Source organism: Mycolicibacterium arcueilense (assembly GCF_058536225.1).
On record NZ_JBZTYL010000007.1, the window covers coordinates 2058012 to 2073496 of the forward strand.

The window sequence follows — 15485 nt, forward strand, 5'->3', positions numbered from 1 at the left end:
TTCGCTTCACACCCTTGAATCAGGAGCCGCCGCCGGATGATCCACCAGTGCGTCGAGCAGTCCGCCTGTCTGGCCTCCAACATCAGTTTCAACCTGGATGGATTGCAGGACCGATTTCTCCAACTGACCGTCGACGGGCTGTCTTGGGGTGCGATCTATGCTCTGGTGGCAGTCGGCTACACCCTGGTGTTCGGCGTCCTGCGGCTGATCAACTTCGCCCATTCCGAGATCTTCATGCTGGGCATGTTCGGGACGTACTTCTGCCTCGATGTCATCTTGGGTTTCACGCCCGGCACGCCGTACGACAAGGGCGTGATGCTGACGGTGTTCTACCTCGGCGTTGCCATGGTCTTTGCGATGCTGGTCTCCGGAACGGCGGCCGTGGGTCTCGAATTCATCGCCTACCGGCCGCTACGAAAACGCAACGCCCGCGCATTGACATTCCTCATCACCGCGATCGGAATGTCTTTCGTGCTACAGGAATTCGTGCATTTCGTGCTACCGAAAATCTTGAAAGGCTACGGCGGCACCAATGCCCAGCAGCCCATCAAGCTGGTCCGGCCGACGATACAGTTCACGCTGTTCGAAGGCACGAAGTTCGAGGCAGTGATCACCAACGTGACGCTGGTGATCATCGGTGCGGCCCTGGTGGTCGCGCTCCTGACCGACATCGCGATCAACCGCACCAAATTCGGGCGCGGAATCCGTGCGGTGGCGCAGGATCCGACCACGGCCACGCTGATGGGGGTCTCCCGGGAACGGATCATCATGTCCACGTTCCTGCTCGGCGGTCTGCTGGCCGGAGTCGCCGCGCTGCTGTTCACGCTGAAGGTGCCTCAGGGCATCATCTACTCGGGCGGATTCCTGCTCGGTATCAAGGCGTTCTCGGCGGCGGTGCTCGGCGGCATCGGTAATCTCCGGGGCGCACTGCTGGGCGGTCTGCTGCTGGGCATCATGGAGAACTACGGGCAGGTGGTATTCGGAACGCAATGGCGTGACGTCGTGGCGTTCGTGCTGCTGGTGCTGGTGCTGTTGTTCCGGCCGACCGGGATACTCGGTGAGAGCCTCGGGAAGGCACGGGTATGAGCGAGCATCACGGTGCAGAATCGGCCGGTACGGTGACCAGGACGCTGCTGGCCCCCGGCGACGCCATCCGCGAATACTGGTCCACCCTGCCGCGGGCCGTGAAATGGGTTGTCGGCGTGGTGGGTTTCGGGCTCCTGGCACTGCTGCCGTTGTTCACCCCGAGCTTCCTCAACACCCCTGGCATCAGTTTCGGCGGCACCATGGCGCAGTTCGCGATGATCGCCGTCATCGCGATCGGCCTCAACGTCGTCGTCGGTCAGGCCGGCCTCCTCGATCTCGGCTATGTCGGTTTCTATGCTGTCGGCGCCTACACCGTCGCCCTGTTGACCAGCCCCGACAGCCCCTGGAACAAGGTGGGTCCCGACGGCTTCTTCAGCAAGGACTGGGCGTGGCTGTCCTGTGTGCCGTTGGCGATGGCTGTCACCGCGCTGGCCGGGTTGATCCTGGGGACGCCGACCCTTCGGTTGCGCGGCGACTACCTGGCCATCGTCACCCTCGGCTTCGGCGAGATCATCCGGCTGCTCGCCGACAATCTGTCCGACATCACCAACGGTTCGCGCGGGCTCAATCAGGTCGCCTACCCGCGGGTGGGGGAGAGCGAGAAGCTGCCCAACGGCGTGTTCTCCAGCGGCAACTCGGTCGGCGAGGCCAACTACGGCACCTGGTGGTTCTGGCTGGGTCTGATCCTGATGATCGGCATCCTGCTGTTGGTCGGCAACCTGGAACGCAGCCGGGTCGGGCGCGCCTGGGTGGCCATCCGCGAGGACGAGGACGCCGCAGAGGTGATGGGCGTCAACACCTTCCGGTTCAAGCTGTGGGCCTTCGTGATCGGCGCCGCGATCGGTGGGCTCGCGGGTGCTCTCTACGCCGGGCAGGTCCAGTACGTGGCACCGCCGACGTTCAACATCATCAACTCGATGTTGTTCCTGTGTGCGGTGGTACTCGGCGGACAGGGCAACAAACTCGGCGTGATCTTCGGCGCCTTCATCGTCGTGTATCTGCCGAACCGACTCCTTGGGGTCGAGTTCCTCGGGATCAACCTCGGTGACCTGAAGTACCTGTTCTTCGGTCTGGCGCTGGTGGTGCTGATGATCTTCCGGCCGCAGGGACTGTTCCCGGTGCGCCAGCAGCTGTTGACCTACGGCAGATCGGCACGGCAGTTGTTGCGCGGCGCCACGGACAAGGAGCCCGTGGGATGAGCGAGCCCATGCCCGGTGTGACCGAGAGCGTCGAGGAGCTGGCCGGAGTTCACCGTGACATCCAGGCCGCCGAAGGTGAGATCCTGCTGGAGACCCGGGATCTCACCGTGAAGTTCGGCGGACTGGTGGCCCTGGACTCGGTCAGTTTCAACATCCGCCGCGGCGAGATCCTCGGCCTGATCGGACCCAACGGTGCGGGTAAGACCACATGTTTCAACGCGATCACCGGCGTGTACCGGCCGAGCTCAGGGTCGGTCGTGTTCGACGGCGCCCCACTGGGCCGCATCAAACGCCACCAGATCACCCGCCGCGGCATCGCCCGCACCTTCCAGAACATCCGCCTCTTCGGCGAGATGACCGCACTGGAGAACGTCATGGTGGGAACCGATGCGCGGCACAAGACCTCGGTGCCGGGTGCCTTGGTACGGTCCCCGCGACACGGTCGCGAGGAGCGCTCGGCGATCGAACGCGCCGTGGCGTTGCTGCACTTTGTCGGGATCGCGCATCGTGGTGAAGAGAAGGCCAAGAACCTTCCCTACGGCGATCAGCGCCGCCTCGAGATCGCCCGGGCGCTCGCCACCGAGCCCAAGCTGCTGTGCCTGGACGAACCCGCCGCAGGGTTCAACCCGGCCGAGAAAGAGTCTCTTATCGAGTTGATCCGCAAGATCCGCGACGACGGCTACACGGTGCTGCTGATCGAGCACGACATGCGACTGGTGATGGGCGTGACCGACCGCATCGTGGTGCTGGAGTTCGGCCGCAAGATTGCCGACGGCCTACCGTCGGAGATCCGTGAAGATCCGCGTGTGATCGCCGCCTATCTGGGGGTACCCGATGACAACATCTCCTGAATCGTCACCGACGGAGGCCAGTCGCCCGGTGTTGCTTGAGGTGCGCGACGCGGTGGTGCACTACGGTCGCATCAAGGCGCTGCACGGAGTTTCGCTCGTCGTGCACGAGGGGGAGCTGGTCACGCTGTTGGGCTCCAACGGCGCCGGCAAGACCACCATGATGCGCGCGATCTCTGGCCTGCGGTCGCTGACCTCGGGCTCGGTCTGGTTCGAGGGCCGCGACATCTCGCGTGTGAAAGCCCACCAGCGCGTCATCGACGGGCTGATCCAGGCTCCCGAAGGGCGCGGGGTCTTTCCCGGTATGACCGTGGTGGAAAACCTGGAAATGGGTTGCTATGGGCGCAAATTCGCGTCCCGCGGCGAGCACGACGAACGGTTGGACTGGGTGTTCACCACGTTTCCGAGGCTGGCCGAACGGCGTTCCCAGGTGGGCGGCACCCTCTCGGGCGGGGAACAGCAGATGTTGGCCATCGGCCGCGCCCTGATGTCGCGGCCCAGGGTGCTGCTCCTCGACGAGCCGTCGATGGGGCTGGCACCGATGGTGATCTCACAGATCTTCAAGATCATCTCCGAGATCAACACCAGGGGCACCACGGTGCTGCTGGTCGAGCAGAACGCCCAACAGGCGCTGAGCCGCTCGGACCGGGCCTACATCCTCGAGACCGGCAGTGTCACCCGCACCGGTGCTGCGCGGGAATTGTTGGCGGACGACAGCATTCGCGCCGCCTATCTCGGCGTGGCCTGACCCCCAGGTACCGCGAGCGTGCGGGTCTGCCGGCGACACGCCGCGCGGATTCGGCATTTGTGCACATTCACGGCACGCTGGGCTGGTGATGGTAGGCAAATCGATCGCGCTGTTCCTACTGGCCGCGGTGTTGGAGATCGGCGGGGCCTGGCTGGTGTGGCAGGGCGTACGGGAGCACCGCGGCTGGGTGTGGATGGGGGCCGGGGTGATCGCTCTCGGCGCGTACGGTTTCGTCGCGGCGTTTCAGCCCGACGCCCACTTCGGTCGGGTGCTGGCGGCCTACGGCGGGGTGTTCATCGCCGGATCGTTGTTGTGGGGCATGGCCGCCGACGGCTTCCGGCCCGACCGCTGGGATGTCACCGGCGCACTCGTGGCACTCGCCGGCGTCGGCCTGATCATGTACGCGCCGCGCTGAGTCCGTCAGCCCAGATGGGCGCTGTCGTCGTCGAGATCATCGCGACGCAGGCCCATCGGCGTGGCCGCCGGCACGTCACCAGCGGCCACCACCTGGCGGGTGATCGGCGTCAGCGTCGCGAACAGGGTGCTGATCTCCTCATCGGACAACGCGTCCAGCGCCGCCACGGACAACTCGTCGGTACGGTCTTCAACCACCTGCTTGACGTCGCGTCCGGCGTCGGTGAGCTCGCCCTGGCTGTCCAACCAGCCGCGGGAACGCAGTCGCTCGACGTAGAACTCCCACTGCTCGTCGTCATAGTCGCGGCTGCGCATGATCATCTCCCGCGGCACCCGACCGGCCGCGGCATGCAGGACATTGCTTTCCCGGCCGCTGATCCCCTCGGCGACCAACACGGCGATGTGGGAGTCACCGCGTTGCTCGCGTAGCAGGGTGACGGCATGCCAGAGTTTCGCGATCGGTTCCTCGGGCCACGGCAAGGCCCGGTTGGCGGCGTAGAGCGGCCGTCCCTCCAGCGGTGCCGTGCCGGCCGCCTTGGCGGTCAGCTCGGCGGCCCGACGAGTGGATTCGGATTCCGTCACCCCGGAGCGACGCAGCGCCGCGACAGCTGTTTCCGATCGCATCTGCAGAAGCGTTGCCGGACTGGCTATGCCCCAGACCGCCGGCAGCGCCTTGGCAACTCGCTCGGCGGTGAAGTTGTAGAACGCGGCCGTGACGACTTCTGGCGCCACGATGCCCAGTGGAGCCGAGCGGCTGGCGAAGTACCCCATCCAGAAGCCGCGGTAGCCCGCGGCGTCCAGTGCCGCGCGGGGCTCGGGGGCGAAGTAGGTGACTCCGTGTACCGGCTCCAGCCGCTCGAAGAAACGACGTGCCAACGCGGGAGTGCGACTCATTCCATCAGTTAAGCATCGGGGCTGACCGGATCGATCACCGCCGTGGCGGCCTCGTCGATGATCGCCCGCATCGCCCGTTCCGCGGCGTCTTCGTCGCGCAGCCGGATGGCCCGGGCGACCTCGTCGTGTAGCTCGATGGCGGCCGGGTTGGGGGAGTGCGGCATCAGTCCGTGCTCGGTGCGCCCCGCCAGGACCTCGGCCACGACGTCGTTGAGCGCGCGGAACATCTCGTTGCCGCTGGCCTCGAGCAGCGTTTGATGGAAAACCTTGTCCGCCAGTAGGTATGCGTCGAGGTTGCCGGATCGCCCGTGTACCACCATGTCGGACACCGCGGCGGCCAGGACCCGGCATTGATCCGGATTCGCCCGCCGGGCGGCGAGTGCCGCGGCAGTCGGTTCGAAACCCCGTCGCAGCTCTGAGAGTGATGCCAGCAGCGCTGCCCGGTCGCCGGCCTGTAGGCGCCACCGAATCAGCCTGGGGTCGAACACATTCCACTTGCGTGCCGGCTGGACGGTGATCCCGACCCGGCGTCGCGATTCCACCATGCCCATCGACTCGAGCACCCGGATCACCTCGCGCGCGACGCTGCGGGACACCTCATGCTCGGCGCTGAGCCGGTCCAGGGTCAGCACCTGCTCGGCCGCCAGCTCGCCGGAGACAATTCCGGTGCCGAGCGAGGTGAGCAGGCTGGCATGCAGCGCGCCGACGTTTGAGGGCGAGGACACGGTTACATCCTGTCATATCGCACATTGAGCTGTTAAAAAACAGATGTAATCGTGACACTGTTGCAAACGTATGATTTTTAAGTCATGCTGTGTGACGGCAGACACACATTGTGAGGGATGTATGGGTTCACCAGTCGTGGTCATGGGCGTATCGGGGTCGGGGAAATCGACAGTGGGCGCCGCGCTCGCACAGCGAATGCGTGTTCCGTTCGCCGATGCGGATGACTTTCACCCCGCCGCCAACATCGCCAAGATGTCGGCGGGCCACGCTCTCGACGATGCCGATCGCTATCCCTGGCTGGAGTCGATCGGTGACTGGCTCGCCGAGCACCACGAAGGCGGTGTGATGAGTTGCTCGGCACTCAAACACAAATATCGCGACCAATTGCGGCGGCACTGCCCCGACGTCGTGTTTCTGTACCTGAGCGGATCACGCGAGGTGATCCGCCGACGCCAGGCCAGTCGCCCGGGGCATTTCATGCCGGCCACGCTGCTGGACTCCCAATTCGCGACGCTGGAGCCGCTCGGCCCTGATGAGGCCGGTCTGGCCATCGATGTGGATCAGAGCATCGATGCCATCGTCAACGAATATGTGGCCCAATCTGGCGCTGCGACAACAGAACAGGAGAACCGATGACCTCGACGCTCACTCACCTTGCGGCCGGGACGGAGCTGGTTGAGCCGGTGGCGGGTGGTGCGCAGTTGGTCCTGGCCGCACTGGCCGGCATCGCCCTGATCGTCGTGCTGATCACGATCGTCAAGCTGCATCCGTTCCTGGCCCTGATCTTCGGCGCGCTGACCGTGGGCATAGCCGCGGGCGAGAACATCAGTGACGTGCTCGCCTCGTTCTCCAGCGGATTCGGGTCCACCGCCGCCAGCGTCGGGATCCTGATCGCTCTCGGCGCGATGTTCGCCAAGCTGTTGGCCGATTCCGGGGGAGCGGACGAGATCGTCGACACCATCGTCGGGCACGCGTCACCGCGGATGCTGCCGTGGGCAATGGCGTTGGTGGGCGCGATCATCGGCCTGCCGATGTTCTTCGAGATCGGTCTGGTGCTGTTGATGCCGGTGATCTACCTGGTGGCCCGTCGTTCGCAACTGTCCTTGATCACAGTCGGTATCCCGGCACTGGCGGGCCTGTCGGCCATGCACGGATTCGTTCCACCGCATCCGGGTCCGGTCGCCGCGATCTCCTTGCTTCACGCCGACCTCGGTGTCACGCTCGCGCTGGGTGTGCTGGTGGCAATTCCGACGATCGTGGTGGCGGGCCCGTTGTTCGGCAAGTTGGCTGGGCGCTGGGTGGTCCTTGAGGTTCCGGACCGGTTCGACGCCGCGGATTCTGCGAGCGCGGGCTCGAACGGCGAGGGCGCAGCCGGCGCGGCGGGCACGGTGACCGCCACGAAGACACGACCGACGTTCGGCCTCACCATGTTCAGTGTGCTGCTGCCGGTGGCACTGATGATGGGCAAGGCGCTCGTCGACATCCTGGTCGACGACAAGTCGCATCTGCTGCGTCAGACGTTCGACATCCTCGGCCAACCCTTGATGGCGTTGCTGATTGCGGTGGTCGTCGGCATGTTCACCCTTGGTGGCGGCGCCAAGATGGGTCGCGGCGAGATCGTGAAAACCATCGAGTCGTCTCTGCCGCCGGTGGCCGGCATCATCCTGATCGTGGCGGCCGGCGGCGGGTTCAAACAGGTCCTGGTCGACACCGGGATCGGCACTCTGCTCGCCGAATGGGCCAAGGGGGCCAATCTTTCGGTGGTGCTGCTGGCGTGGGTGTTGGCCGTACTGATCCGGTTGGCGACCGGCTCGGCCACCGTGGCCACGATCACCGCGTCGTCGCTCATGCTCGGCCTGGTCGAGGGGATGAGCACCGGCGAGGTGTCCCTGGTGGTGCTCGCCGTGGGTGCCGGATCGTTGTTCTTCTCCCATGTCAACGACGCCGGATTCTGGCTCGTGAAGGAGTATTTCGGGATGACCGTGGGCCAGACCATCAAATCCTGGTCGCTGATGGAGACGGCACTCTCGGTGGCCGGTCTGATATTCGTCCTCGTGCTGGGGCTGTTCGTCTGAGCCGGTGAACCGCGCCCCGAAACGTGAGGTGCCCGTGACGCCGGGCCCCTCACGCAAGGGTTCTCAGCCCCGGACCACCTGGGTTCCGCCGGCGAGTTCGTCGTGCTTGCCCTGTTTGGTGGGGCTGCCGCTGATCGTCACCGCGATGACGATCATCGCGATGACCGCCAGAAGGCCGCCCACCCACGGGATGATCGTCAGCAGGGTGAAGGCATTGCGAATCGCCGACTGCGCGGCCGTCGGCTTCGGTGTGCCGCCGGGTCCGTGTACCGCGAGCCCCAGTACCTTCTTGCCGGGTGTAGACCCCATTCCCACTTCGAACGCCACGTAATAGATGAACATGAGGAGTCCGGTGAACAGACCGGTCACCCAGTAGCTCGACAGTGAGTCGGTGACGAACGATAGGAAGAACGCCCCGATCATGACGACGATCCCGTCGATCACCCGGGCCAGCCAGCGCCGGCCGAGGCCGCCGGGGGCCTGGGTGCCGTAGGGCGGGGGATACCCACCCGGTACTTGCCCGCCGTAGGGCGGCGGGTAGCCGCCCGGTTGTCCGTACTGACCGAATTCCGGTGGAGAGTCGCCCGTACTCATGCCGTCAACGCTACCGACTCCGTCGCTGCTCGAGTTGGGCTCGCGCGACATCGGCCAGCGCAACGGAGCGTTCACGCGCGGCTTCGGCGAGTTCGGGTGCCCGCTCACGGGCGATGTGGGCGAACTCGGTGGCGCGTTCGCGGGCTGCGTCGGCCACCTCGGGACCGTGTTCCCGCGCGAGTTGCGCCAATTCGGTCGCCCATTCAGTCGTCCGTTCCACGGCCGCATCGGCGAGTTCACGGCCACGCTCGGCACCGACGGCCAGGCCCTGCCCGACCTTCTCGGCTAACGCACTGTCGGTGAGGGCGTCACTGCTTGCGGATACACCGGGAACGACGGCGGCGACGCTGGCCGAGACGTTCCGTGCCGCACGGCGTCCGCGCCAGGCCAACGACGGCTTGCCGGCCGTGTCGGCTGCGGCGATGATCAGGCCGCCCAACAAACTCACGTCGGTGAGAAACTCACGACGCTGAGCAGCGGCGTGTTGCGGGTCTGAATCTTTCAGGAATGCCTGTGAGCCAACACTTCTCGGAATCATCGTGATGGCCAGCGCCGCTGCGGTGAGGCGGGGGGCCCGGCCGAGCGCCAGGAGTAGCCCACCGCCCACCTGAACCGCGGCGTTGACCCGGGCGACCGTGTCGGCGTTGTTCGGGACCCCGGCCCCTACCGGGCCGGGCAGTGCACTCAGCGCACCCAGGGTTCTGCGTGTCGTTTCGGTGGAGGTGCTCGGGTCGCGCAGGGTCTCGACGCCTCGGGCGATGAAGGTCGCAGACAGCATGGGGCGGGCGATTCGTCTGATCAACATGAGCTAGGAGTTCCCAGAGCCCGCCAGGGCAAACCTGTCCGGTCAGGTCAGCGTCGCCCGGCCAGCAGTACCTCGCTGAGATGCGTGGTGGTCTGGACTCCGTCGTCGTAGCCGCCCTGGTCGCCGAGGGCATTCATGATCGCCAGCGTGTAGCGCTGCTGAGGTCCGGCGAAACCTACGCTGTTGACCACCCAGCCGCCCTGTTCGAGTGACCAGCCGTCCTTGTTGCCGGGATTCATCGCCGCGCCGGCACCCCAGACGCCCCACTGCTGGTTGGTGTCGACGTGCTGGAGCGCATCGACGATGCCTGCCGTCTCGCCCGGGGTCAGGCTGGTCAGTGTGTAGGTCATCAACCGGTCCAGATCCTCGGGGGTGGCCTTCTGGAAGCCCCAGTACGGGAAGGTTCTGCTGAACCCGCGCTGCGGTTGCAGCCCCGTCAGCCCGTACGCGGGGAAGTCGGCGTTGAACGCCTGGAGATCGGCGCCGCTGTACCGCGACCACAACGTGTCGGCCGCATCGTCGTCAGAGGAGCGCAGCATGGCCGCCATCAGGGCCCGGTCTGGCTCGGTCAGCGTGACGGTACCGGCTCGTTGCCTGGTCAGCAGGTCGACCACCATGCCCAGCTTGATCGTGGACGCCGTCCACACCTGTTCGCCGGCGTGCGCATTCCGGTATACCGCCCCGGTGGCGCGGTCACGCAGCACGTACCCGACCGTGCCCGGACGGGTCGCCAAGTAGGCGTCGGCAGCGGCCAGCCGCTCCGAAAAGTCGCAGTCCGATCCGGTCGTACAGGCGGCACTGGCCGACGGGGCAGTGGTGCCGGCGCCCAGCGCGGCCAGTAGGCAGGCAAAGGACAGGAGGCGGCGCATAGGAGTAGCTTCGCAGGGGTGGATCCCCTGGCCGGCACGGGGCTGTGAACTACGAGTGGGAACAGTTGGGCGCGGGTGTGTGGCGCACCCGCCTGCCCTTCCTGGACGTCACGGTGGGTCTGGTCAGTGGCAGCACGCACGCTTTGTTGGTCGATGCCGGTACGACTTTGGCCGAGGCACGCGGCATCGAGGCCGATGTCGCGGTACTCACGGGTCATCGGGTCGGGCATATCATCCTGACGCACAACCATTTTGACCATGTCCTCGGGTGCTCCTGGTTCAGGGATGCCGAAATCTGTTGTGCCCCAGAAGTTGCCGCTTCCATGGCCAACGGTCGGGCGCAGCTCCGCGAGGAGGCGCTCCGCTACGGCGCCGACCCCGACGACGTCGAGCGGGCCATTGCAGCAATGCCGGAGTCCGTGCACGAGGTGTCCGGTGGACAGATCGATCTCGGCGGCCGGACCGTGCGCATCCGCCGCCCCGGTCCTGGGCACACCAACCACGACCTGATCGTCACGGTGCCGGGCAGGCACACGGTCGTGTTCTGTGGTGATCTCGTCGAGCAGTCCGGTGACCCGGTCATCGACGCCGACTCCGACCTCGAATCCTGGTCGGTCACCCTGGAGGCGGTGCTGGCCGCGGGCGGGGAGGACGGTGTTTACGTTCCCGGTCACGGCGCCGTCGTCGACGCGCATTTCATCCGGCTCCAGCAGCGCTGGCTGGGTGCCCGGCGCCCTTCGTGATCCCCGCCGTCCAAATTAGTTAGCCCATATGCGACGATTCGCCGATGACCGAGGTTGTCGCCCATTTCGTGCAGTCCGAGCAGGACCGGTTCCAGCCGACCCGCTTTGCGCAGAGCCACTGGGGTCAGGATCATCTCAACGGCCCGGCGCTCGTCGGCCTGGCCGCCCGGGCATTGGAATCAGCCTTCGGCCTTCCCGAATTCCTGCCCGCCCGGTTGACGGTCGACCTGTTCAAGGCCGCCCGCGGGCTACCGACGACGACGAAGGTGGCGCTGATCCGCGACGGCAGGCGCGTGCGCAACTCCGAGTGTGAACTGGTCCAGGACGGCGTGACCGTCGCGCGGGCGACGTTGGTTCAATACCGGTTGGGTGAACCTCCACGTGGTGAGGAATGGACCTCGACGACCGGCTTCGAACCGCCCGCCGCGCTCGACGGGGACCGGACGACATACATGGGCAGCGATGCCGGCGGTTGGAGTCGCGCCATCGCCGACCATCAGAACGCGTCGCGCAAGCGATTCATGAACCGCACCATCACCGTGGTGCAAGGCCACCCGAATTCGCCGTTTGTGCGGGCGGCGATGGCGGCCGAGGGCACCAGCCTGGTCACCAACCTGGGAACCGCCGGCGTCGGCTACATCAACGGTGACCTCACGGTCGCGCTGTCCCGGCTCCCGCGAGACGAGTGGATCGGTGTGGAGGCGGATTCGCATCGGGCCGCTGACGGCATCGCGGTCGGCGCCTCGACGTTGTACGACAGTGCCGGGGCGTTCGGCACCGGCCTCGTCACCGCGATCAGCAACCCGGCGGCTCAGATCGATTTCAACAACGACCCGTTCCCGGATCGCACCGCACCGCGGTGACCGCCTGACCAGCACCGAGGTTTCCAGACCGGCCGCAGCGGCAATAGGGCAGACATGGCCGGGCTGGATGACGGGTTCGAACGTGCGCTGTTGCAGGAGCTCTTGTCGGCCTACGGCCCGTGCGGGCAGGAGGACCAGGTTCGCGAGATCTGCCACCGGGAGCTGGAGCACCTCGTCGACGAGCTTTCGACCGATGCCGCAGGCAATCTCGTTGCATTGATCAGGGGGGCGAAGCCGGGTGCCGCAACCACCCGGATCTTGGCCCATCTCGATGAACTTTCCATGCTCGTCAAGCGGATCGAGCCGGACGGCACGCTGCGGCTGACCCCGCTGGGCACCATGTACCCGGCCAATTTCGGTCTGGGCCCCGTCGCGATTCTGGGTGACGACGAAACCCTGTGCGGGGTCCTCGCATTGGGCTCGGAGCACACCACACAGGAAACCCAGCACGTCTGGCAGACCAAGCCCGACCAGGGCGACAAGGCACTGGATTGGCCGGACGTCTACGTATTCACCGGGATGGAGCCCGACCAGTTGGCCAAGTTGGGTGTCGGGCCGGGCACCCGGGTGTGTATCGACCGCAGCAAGCGTGAACTCATCGAGGTGGGTGACTATTTCGGCTGCTACTTCATGGACGACCGTGCCGCGGTACTCGCGCTGATCCTGCTCGCCCGACGGCTGCGTGACAGCGGTCGGCACCCGGCCGGCGACCTGTACCTGGTGTTCACGACGAACGAGGAGGTCGGCGGGGTGGGGGCGGCTCACGCCTGCCGGACCCTGCCCGGGGATCTCACGCTTGCGGTGGAAGTCGGACCGACGGAAGCGGAGTACGGCACCACGGTCACCGGCGGGCCGATCGTGGCCTACAGCGACGCGCAGTGCTTATACGACAAGGGCGTTGCCGATCGCCTGTGTGCGATTGCCCGCGACCTCGGATATTCGCCGCAGGCAGCGGTGCTCGGTGCCTTCGAGTCCGATGCGTCACACACGAAATCCTCCGGGCTGTCCCCCCGGGCGGGCCTGCTGTGTCTGCCGACCTTGAGTACGCATGGCTACGAGGTGATTTCCCGCACCGCCATCGCGGCAGTGACGGACGTACTGGTCGATTTTGTCGTCCATGGGTGAACTCACCGGAACACCACCCAGCGCATGGCGCTGTACATGAACACCGCCTCGCATCCGCCGGCGACGATCCGGGCCAGGTGATACTCCAGCCCCACGGCTGCCAGCCCACTGGATACGCCCAGGATGAATGCCAGGTAGTTGATCACGACCGCCACCACGTACACGGTCAGCTGAGGACCGACCGCCGCGTGTGAGCGGAAGTTCAGAGTCCGGTTCAGGTAGTAGGCCAGGCCGAAAGCCGCGGCGTATCCGACTGTCACCGCGACCGGAAGCGGCGCCCGGAACCCGCCGTGCAGGAGTGTCAGGATCGTCAGGTCGACCCCGAAGGTGAAGGTGTTGATCAACGCGAAACCGAGGAATGTCGGCGCCACAACAGAATTCAGTGGGGTCGGCAGCGCCCGCACCACCACGACACACATCTGGTGGAATCGCTCGGCCGGTGAAACCCGGCGCGGTTCGCTCCGCACATGGACACGGTGGCATCGGAAGGTGTCAGAACCGTGAGCACCGGGCGAACTTCACCGTCACTCCGAGATCGCTACCCCCTCGTAACTGGTCAGCATCTCGGTGTTCGGCAGCGCCATCTGCAGATAGAGGTCGATGTGGCGGATCTTGTCGTCGGCGGTGAACTCATACACCGAGAGCGAGTTGACCACTGACTCGAAGTCGCCCATCCTGGTGCGTTCCTCGAGTTCGAGGAACACGACGCCGTCGACTTCGCTGACGCGCTTGAACAAGCCGTCCCACTCCGAAGCGGCGGCCCAGTTCGTCATGAAGTCGATGTACTGCTCCCAGTTCATGACCTCCTTGAAATTGCCGACGCGTTCGAACTCGTCGACAGCGACCAAGGCGGCCAGCGGGGCCCAACCCTCGGTCCCGAAGCCGGGTTGTTTGGCGGCGCCCACCAGTTGTTTGGTGGTGACCGCGTACTGCACCACGGTGCGGCGTCGACCGGTGTAGTCGTCGACAACTTCGCTGACATCTTTCAACGGTGAAGTTCCTGTTCTGTGCTCGGATGGGCGATGGGAGGCGTCAGGAGCCCGCTGCTGCCAGATACTTGTCGACGACCGAATGGAAGTGTGCGATGACGACTTCCTCCTTGACCAACGCCATGTGCTTCAGAGCGGTGTTGCGCAACCCGATCTGCTGGCGTGGCATCTGCTCGTAATCCTGTTGTAGCGCTTCGAAATACTTGTAGCTGCCCGCCTGGTCGACGACGATCGGTTCCGCGGTGAACGCGGCTTTCATCTCGTCGGGCAGCCACATGTAGCTGGCCACATGCCAGATGCAGCGGTTGGGATCACCGTCCGGGTGCGGCAGCGACATGATGATCGTGGCTTCCCCGGCTCGGATGGTCATGAAGAAATTGGGGAACCACACCCAGCCGTGGTTGTCGCTCATCTGGGCGTCGGTCAGCTCGCTGACGTCAAGTCCCATGCCGGTCAGGGTGTCTCGCGTTGCGCGCTGCAGCAGCGTGCGGGCGGTGACGCCGTCGGGGAAGTTCAACGAGCCATCGTCGGCGCGGTACTCGGCGACAAGTTCCTGGAACCGGGGGAGTACCGCAACCGTCGACGGGAAGGTCTCGGGTAGATCCATGATGCCGTCGACCTGCTGCTCCGGCGTGGCTCCGACGACATCGAACGGTGCCATCGACACGCTGTGCTGGTCGAAGAACCGGTACCGGCTCGTGGCGGGGTCGATGTTGATCACCCGCAGCAACTGCGGGTGGATGCCGTCGATGTGGTAGCCCTCCTGGAAGGCATCGAGGACGACCTTCCAGTTGCAGTCGATGGCCTCGGTCACGTCCATCACCGTCACCATCTCGTCGAGGTGATACGGCGCCAGCATCGTCGCGACCTCCTCGCCGATGAAGTCCGCGAGAGGTTCGGCATTCGGATCAGGGTTGAGGAAGATGAACCCGGCGAAGGTTCCCACCGAGACCTCGATCAGGCCGTGGGTTTCTTTGTCGATCGGCCCGGCCAGCGCCTCCCGCAGCATGCCCTTGAGTCGGCCGTCGAGGTCATAGGACCACAGGTGGTACTGACAGAGGAAGCCGCGCTTGGCGTTCCCGCGGACCTCGCGGCACAGCACGTTGCCGCGGTGTCGGCAGGCGTTGACAAATGCGCGAAGCCTCTCGTCCTTACCGCGCACCACGAGGTAGGACTGATCGAAGATCTGGTACTGCTTCCAGTCGCCGGCCTTGGCCAACTCGTCGACCCGTCCGACGACCTGCCACACCTTCTTCCAAATCGAATCACGCTCCTGGGCAACGAATTCCGGCGCAACATAGCGACTGGTGGGAATCTGCATCCGATAGGCATCAGGTGCGATGTCGTCCAGCTTGGTGGCGGTGTCGACCCAGTTGCCGGGGCGTGCTGTCTGCACGGGCTGACCTCTTCATTCGATATCGGGGCTGCGAGGCGGAGCAGGAGGACAGAGCGTACCCATCCTGTGACTGCGATCACTACTATACATATCCGTATATCTAATACAACA

The 15485-nt window shown here is 65.4% G+C and carries 18 protein-coding genes; 10 read left to right on the forward strand and 8 right to left on the reverse strand.

What is annotated here, in order from left to right:
* Positions 1-36: 36 nt before the first annotated feature.
* The 5 genes from AC4LGL_RS14070 to AC4LGL_RS14090 all read left to right on the forward strand — a co-directional run bounded on the left by AC4LGL_RS14070 (position 37) and on the right by AC4LGL_RS14090 (position 4296).
* Positions 37-1086: a branched-chain amino acid ABC transporter permease gene (locus AC4LGL_RS14070; protein ID WP_491839215.1), complete on the forward strand. Its 1050-nt coding sequence runs from the start codon at positions 37-39 to the stop codon at positions 1084-1086.
* Complete coding sequence (locus tag AC4LGL_RS14075) at positions 1083-2285, forward strand: branched-chain amino acid ABC transporter permease (RefSeq protein WP_491839216.1); 1203 nt, start codon at positions 1083-1085, stop codon at positions 2283-2285. The genes AC4LGL_RS14070 and AC4LGL_RS14075 overlap by 4 nt, the downstream gene beginning before the upstream one ends.
* Entirely contained in the window at positions 2282-3136 is an 855-nt protein-coding gene (locus AC4LGL_RS14080; RefSeq protein WP_491839217.1) for an ABC transporter ATP-binding protein, read from the forward strand. The genes AC4LGL_RS14075 and AC4LGL_RS14080 overlap by 4 nt, the downstream gene beginning before the upstream one ends.
* Positions 3120-3881 (forward strand): ABC transporter ATP-binding protein, encoded by a 762-nt coding sequence (locus AC4LGL_RS14085; protein ID WP_491839218.1) that lies wholly within the window; start codon positions 3120-3122, stop codon positions 3879-3881. Before AC4LGL_RS14080 ends, AC4LGL_RS14085 begins: the two co-directional genes overlap by 17 nt.
* An 88-nt stretch (positions 3882-3969) precedes the next feature.
* On the forward strand, positions 3970-4296 hold the full coding sequence (locus AC4LGL_RS14090; protein WP_491839369.1) for a YnfA family protein: 327 nt from the start codon (positions 3970-3972) through the stop codon (positions 4294-4296).
* Between the two features lie 5 nt (positions 4297-4301).
* Here AC4LGL_RS14090 and AC4LGL_RS14095 read toward each other — a convergent pair whose 3' ends face one another.
* Together AC4LGL_RS14095 and AC4LGL_RS14100 are read right to left on the reverse strand one after the other, a co-directional pair.
* Complete coding sequence (locus AC4LGL_RS14095; protein ID WP_491839219.1) at positions 4302-5189, reverse strand: SCO6745 family protein; 888 nt, start codon at positions 5187-5189, stop codon at positions 4302-4304.
* Between the two features lie 8 nt (positions 5190-5197).
* On the reverse strand, positions 5198-5914 hold the full coding sequence (locus AC4LGL_RS14100) for a FadR/GntR family transcriptional regulator (protein WP_491839220.1): 717 nt from the start codon (positions 5912-5914) through the stop codon (positions 5198-5200).
* A 121-nt stretch (positions 5915-6035) separates the two neighbouring features.
* Here AC4LGL_RS14100 and AC4LGL_RS14105 point away from each other — a divergent pair, with 121 nt between their 5' ends.
* Entirely contained in the window at positions 6036-6551 is a 516-nt protein-coding gene (locus AC4LGL_RS14105; RefSeq protein ID WP_491839221.1) for a gluconokinase, read from the forward strand.
* Positions 6548-7990 carry a GntP family permease gene (locus tag AC4LGL_RS14110; protein ID WP_491839222.1) on the forward strand — a complete coding sequence of 481 codons (1443 nt, stop codon included), beginning with the start codon at positions 6548-6550 and terminating at the stop codon, positions 7988-7990. Before AC4LGL_RS14105 ends, AC4LGL_RS14110 begins: the two co-directional genes overlap by 4 nt.
* Before the next feature lie 63 nt (positions 7991-8053).
* Here the strand turns inward: AC4LGL_RS14110 and AC4LGL_RS14115 are convergent, their stop codons facing one another.
* The 3 genes from AC4LGL_RS14115 to AC4LGL_RS14125 are packed head-to-tail and all read right to left on the reverse strand — an operon-like array spanning position 8054 to position 10258.
* Entirely contained in the window at positions 8054-8584 is a 531-nt protein-coding gene (locus AC4LGL_RS14115) for an RDD family protein (RefSeq protein WP_491839223.1), read from the reverse strand.
* 10 nt (positions 8585-8594) lie between these two features.
* Positions 8595-9389 (reverse strand): DoxX family membrane protein, encoded by a 795-nt coding sequence (locus AC4LGL_RS14120; protein WP_491839224.1) that lies wholly within the window; start codon positions 9387-9389, stop codon positions 8595-8597.
* 47 nt (positions 9390-9436) lie between these two features.
* A complete protein-coding gene (locus AC4LGL_RS14125; protein ID WP_491839225.1) occupies positions 9437-10258 on the reverse strand; it encodes a serine hydrolase in 822 nt (273 codons plus the stop codon).
* Positions 10259-10302: 44 nt separating this feature from the next.
* Here AC4LGL_RS14125 and AC4LGL_RS14130 point away from each other — a divergent pair, with 44 nt between their 5' ends.
* Genes AC4LGL_RS14130 through AC4LGL_RS14140 form a run of 3 tightly spaced genes read left to right on the forward strand, consistent with a single transcriptional unit; the run spans position 10303 to position 12989 of the window.
* Positions 10303-11001 carry an MBL fold metallo-hydrolase gene (locus AC4LGL_RS14130; RefSeq protein ID WP_491839226.1) on the forward strand — a complete coding sequence of 233 codons (699 nt, stop codon included), beginning with the start codon at positions 10303-10305 and terminating at the stop codon, positions 10999-11001.
* Positions 11002-11045: 44 nt separating this feature from the next.
* Complete coding sequence (locus tag AC4LGL_RS14135) at positions 11046-11864, forward strand: acyl-CoA thioesterase domain-containing protein (protein WP_491839227.1); 819 nt, start codon at positions 11046-11048, stop codon at positions 11862-11864.
* 54 nt (positions 11865-11918) lie between these two features.
* Positions 11919-12989, forward strand: a complete 1071-nt coding sequence (locus AC4LGL_RS14140; RefSeq protein WP_491839228.1) for a M42 family metallopeptidase — start codon at positions 11919-11921, stop codon at positions 12987-12989.
* A 2-nt stretch (positions 12990-12991) separates the two neighbouring features.
* Here AC4LGL_RS14140 and AC4LGL_RS14145 read toward each other — a convergent pair whose 3' ends face one another.
* The 3 genes from AC4LGL_RS14145 to AC4LGL_RS14155 all read right to left on the reverse strand — a co-directional run bounded on the left by AC4LGL_RS14145 (position 12992) and on the right by AC4LGL_RS14155 (position 15374).
* The gene (locus AC4LGL_RS14145; RefSeq protein ID WP_491839370.1) at positions 12992-13408 is read right to left on the reverse strand and encodes a GtrA family protein; all 417 of its coding nucleotides are present in this window, start codon (positions 13406-13408) and stop codon (positions 12992-12994) included.
* A 105-nt stretch (positions 13409-13513) separates the two neighbouring features.
* Positions 13514-13978 carry a hypothetical protein gene (locus AC4LGL_RS14150; protein WP_491839229.1) on the reverse strand — a complete coding sequence of 155 codons (465 nt, stop codon included), beginning with the start codon at positions 13976-13978 and terminating at the stop codon, positions 13514-13516.
* Between the two features lie 43 nt (positions 13979-14021).
* Positions 14022-15374: an aromatic ring-hydroxylating oxygenase subunit alpha gene (locus AC4LGL_RS14155; protein WP_491839230.1), complete on the reverse strand. Its 1353-nt coding sequence runs from the start codon at positions 15372-15374 to the stop codon at positions 14022-14024.
* Positions 15375-15485 lie beyond the last annotated feature (111 nt).

Excerpts from the sequence above, each read along its gene's own strand:
- AC4LGL_RS14145 (WP_491839370.1), bottom strand. The coding sequence starts at position 13,408 with ATGTGTGTCGTGGTGGTGCGGGCGCTGCCGACCCCACTGAATTCTGTT.
- AC4LGL_RS14070 (WP_491839215.1), top strand. The coding sequence starts at position 37 with ATGATCCACCAGTGCGTCGAGCAGTCCGCCTGTCTGGCCTCCAACATC.
- AC4LGL_RS14115 (WP_491839223.1), bottom strand. The coding sequence starts at position 8,584 with ATGAGTACGGGCGACTCTCCACCGGAATTCGGTCAGTACGGACAACCG.
- AC4LGL_RS14095 (WP_491839219.1), bottom strand. The coding sequence starts at position 5,189 with ATGAGTCGCACTCCCGCGTTGGCACGTCGTTTCTTCGAGCGGCTGGAG.
- AC4LGL_RS14125 (WP_491839225.1), bottom strand. The coding sequence starts at position 10,258 with ATGCGCCGCCTCCTGTCCTTTGCCTGCCTACTGGCCGCGCTGGGCGCC.
- AC4LGL_RS14105 (WP_491839221.1), top strand. The coding sequence starts at position 6,036 with ATGGGTTCACCAGTCGTGGTCATGGGCGTATCGGGGTCGGGGAAATCG.
- AC4LGL_RS14075 (WP_491839216.1), top strand. The coding sequence starts at position 1,083 with ATGAGCGAGCATCACGGTGCAGAATCGGCCGGTACGGTGACCAGGACG.
- AC4LGL_RS14120 (WP_491839224.1), bottom strand. The coding sequence starts at position 9,389 with ATGTTGATCAGACGAATCGCCCGCCCCATGCTGTCTGCGACCTTCATC.
- AC4LGL_RS14090 (WP_491839369.1), top strand. The coding sequence starts at position 3,970 with ATGGTAGGCAAATCGATCGCGCTGTTCCTACTGGCCGCGGTGTTGGAG.
- AC4LGL_RS14085 (WP_491839218.1), top strand. The coding sequence starts at position 3,120 with ATGACAACATCTCCTGAATCGTCACCGACGGAGGCCAGTCGCCCGGTG.
- AC4LGL_RS14135 (WP_491839227.1), top strand. The coding sequence starts at position 11,046 with ATGACCGAGGTTGTCGCCCATTTCGTGCAGTCCGAGCAGGACCGGTTC.
- AC4LGL_RS14110 (WP_491839222.1), top strand. The coding sequence starts at position 6,548 with ATGACCTCGACGCTCACTCACCTTGCGGCCGGGACGGAGCTGGTTGAG.
- AC4LGL_RS14080 (WP_491839217.1), top strand. The coding sequence starts at position 2,282 with ATGAGCGAGCCCATGCCCGGTGTGACCGAGAGCGTCGAGGAGCTGGCC.
- AC4LGL_RS14140 (WP_491839228.1), top strand. The coding sequence starts at position 11,919 with ATGGCCGGGCTGGATGACGGGTTCGAACGTGCGCTGTTGCAGGAGCTC.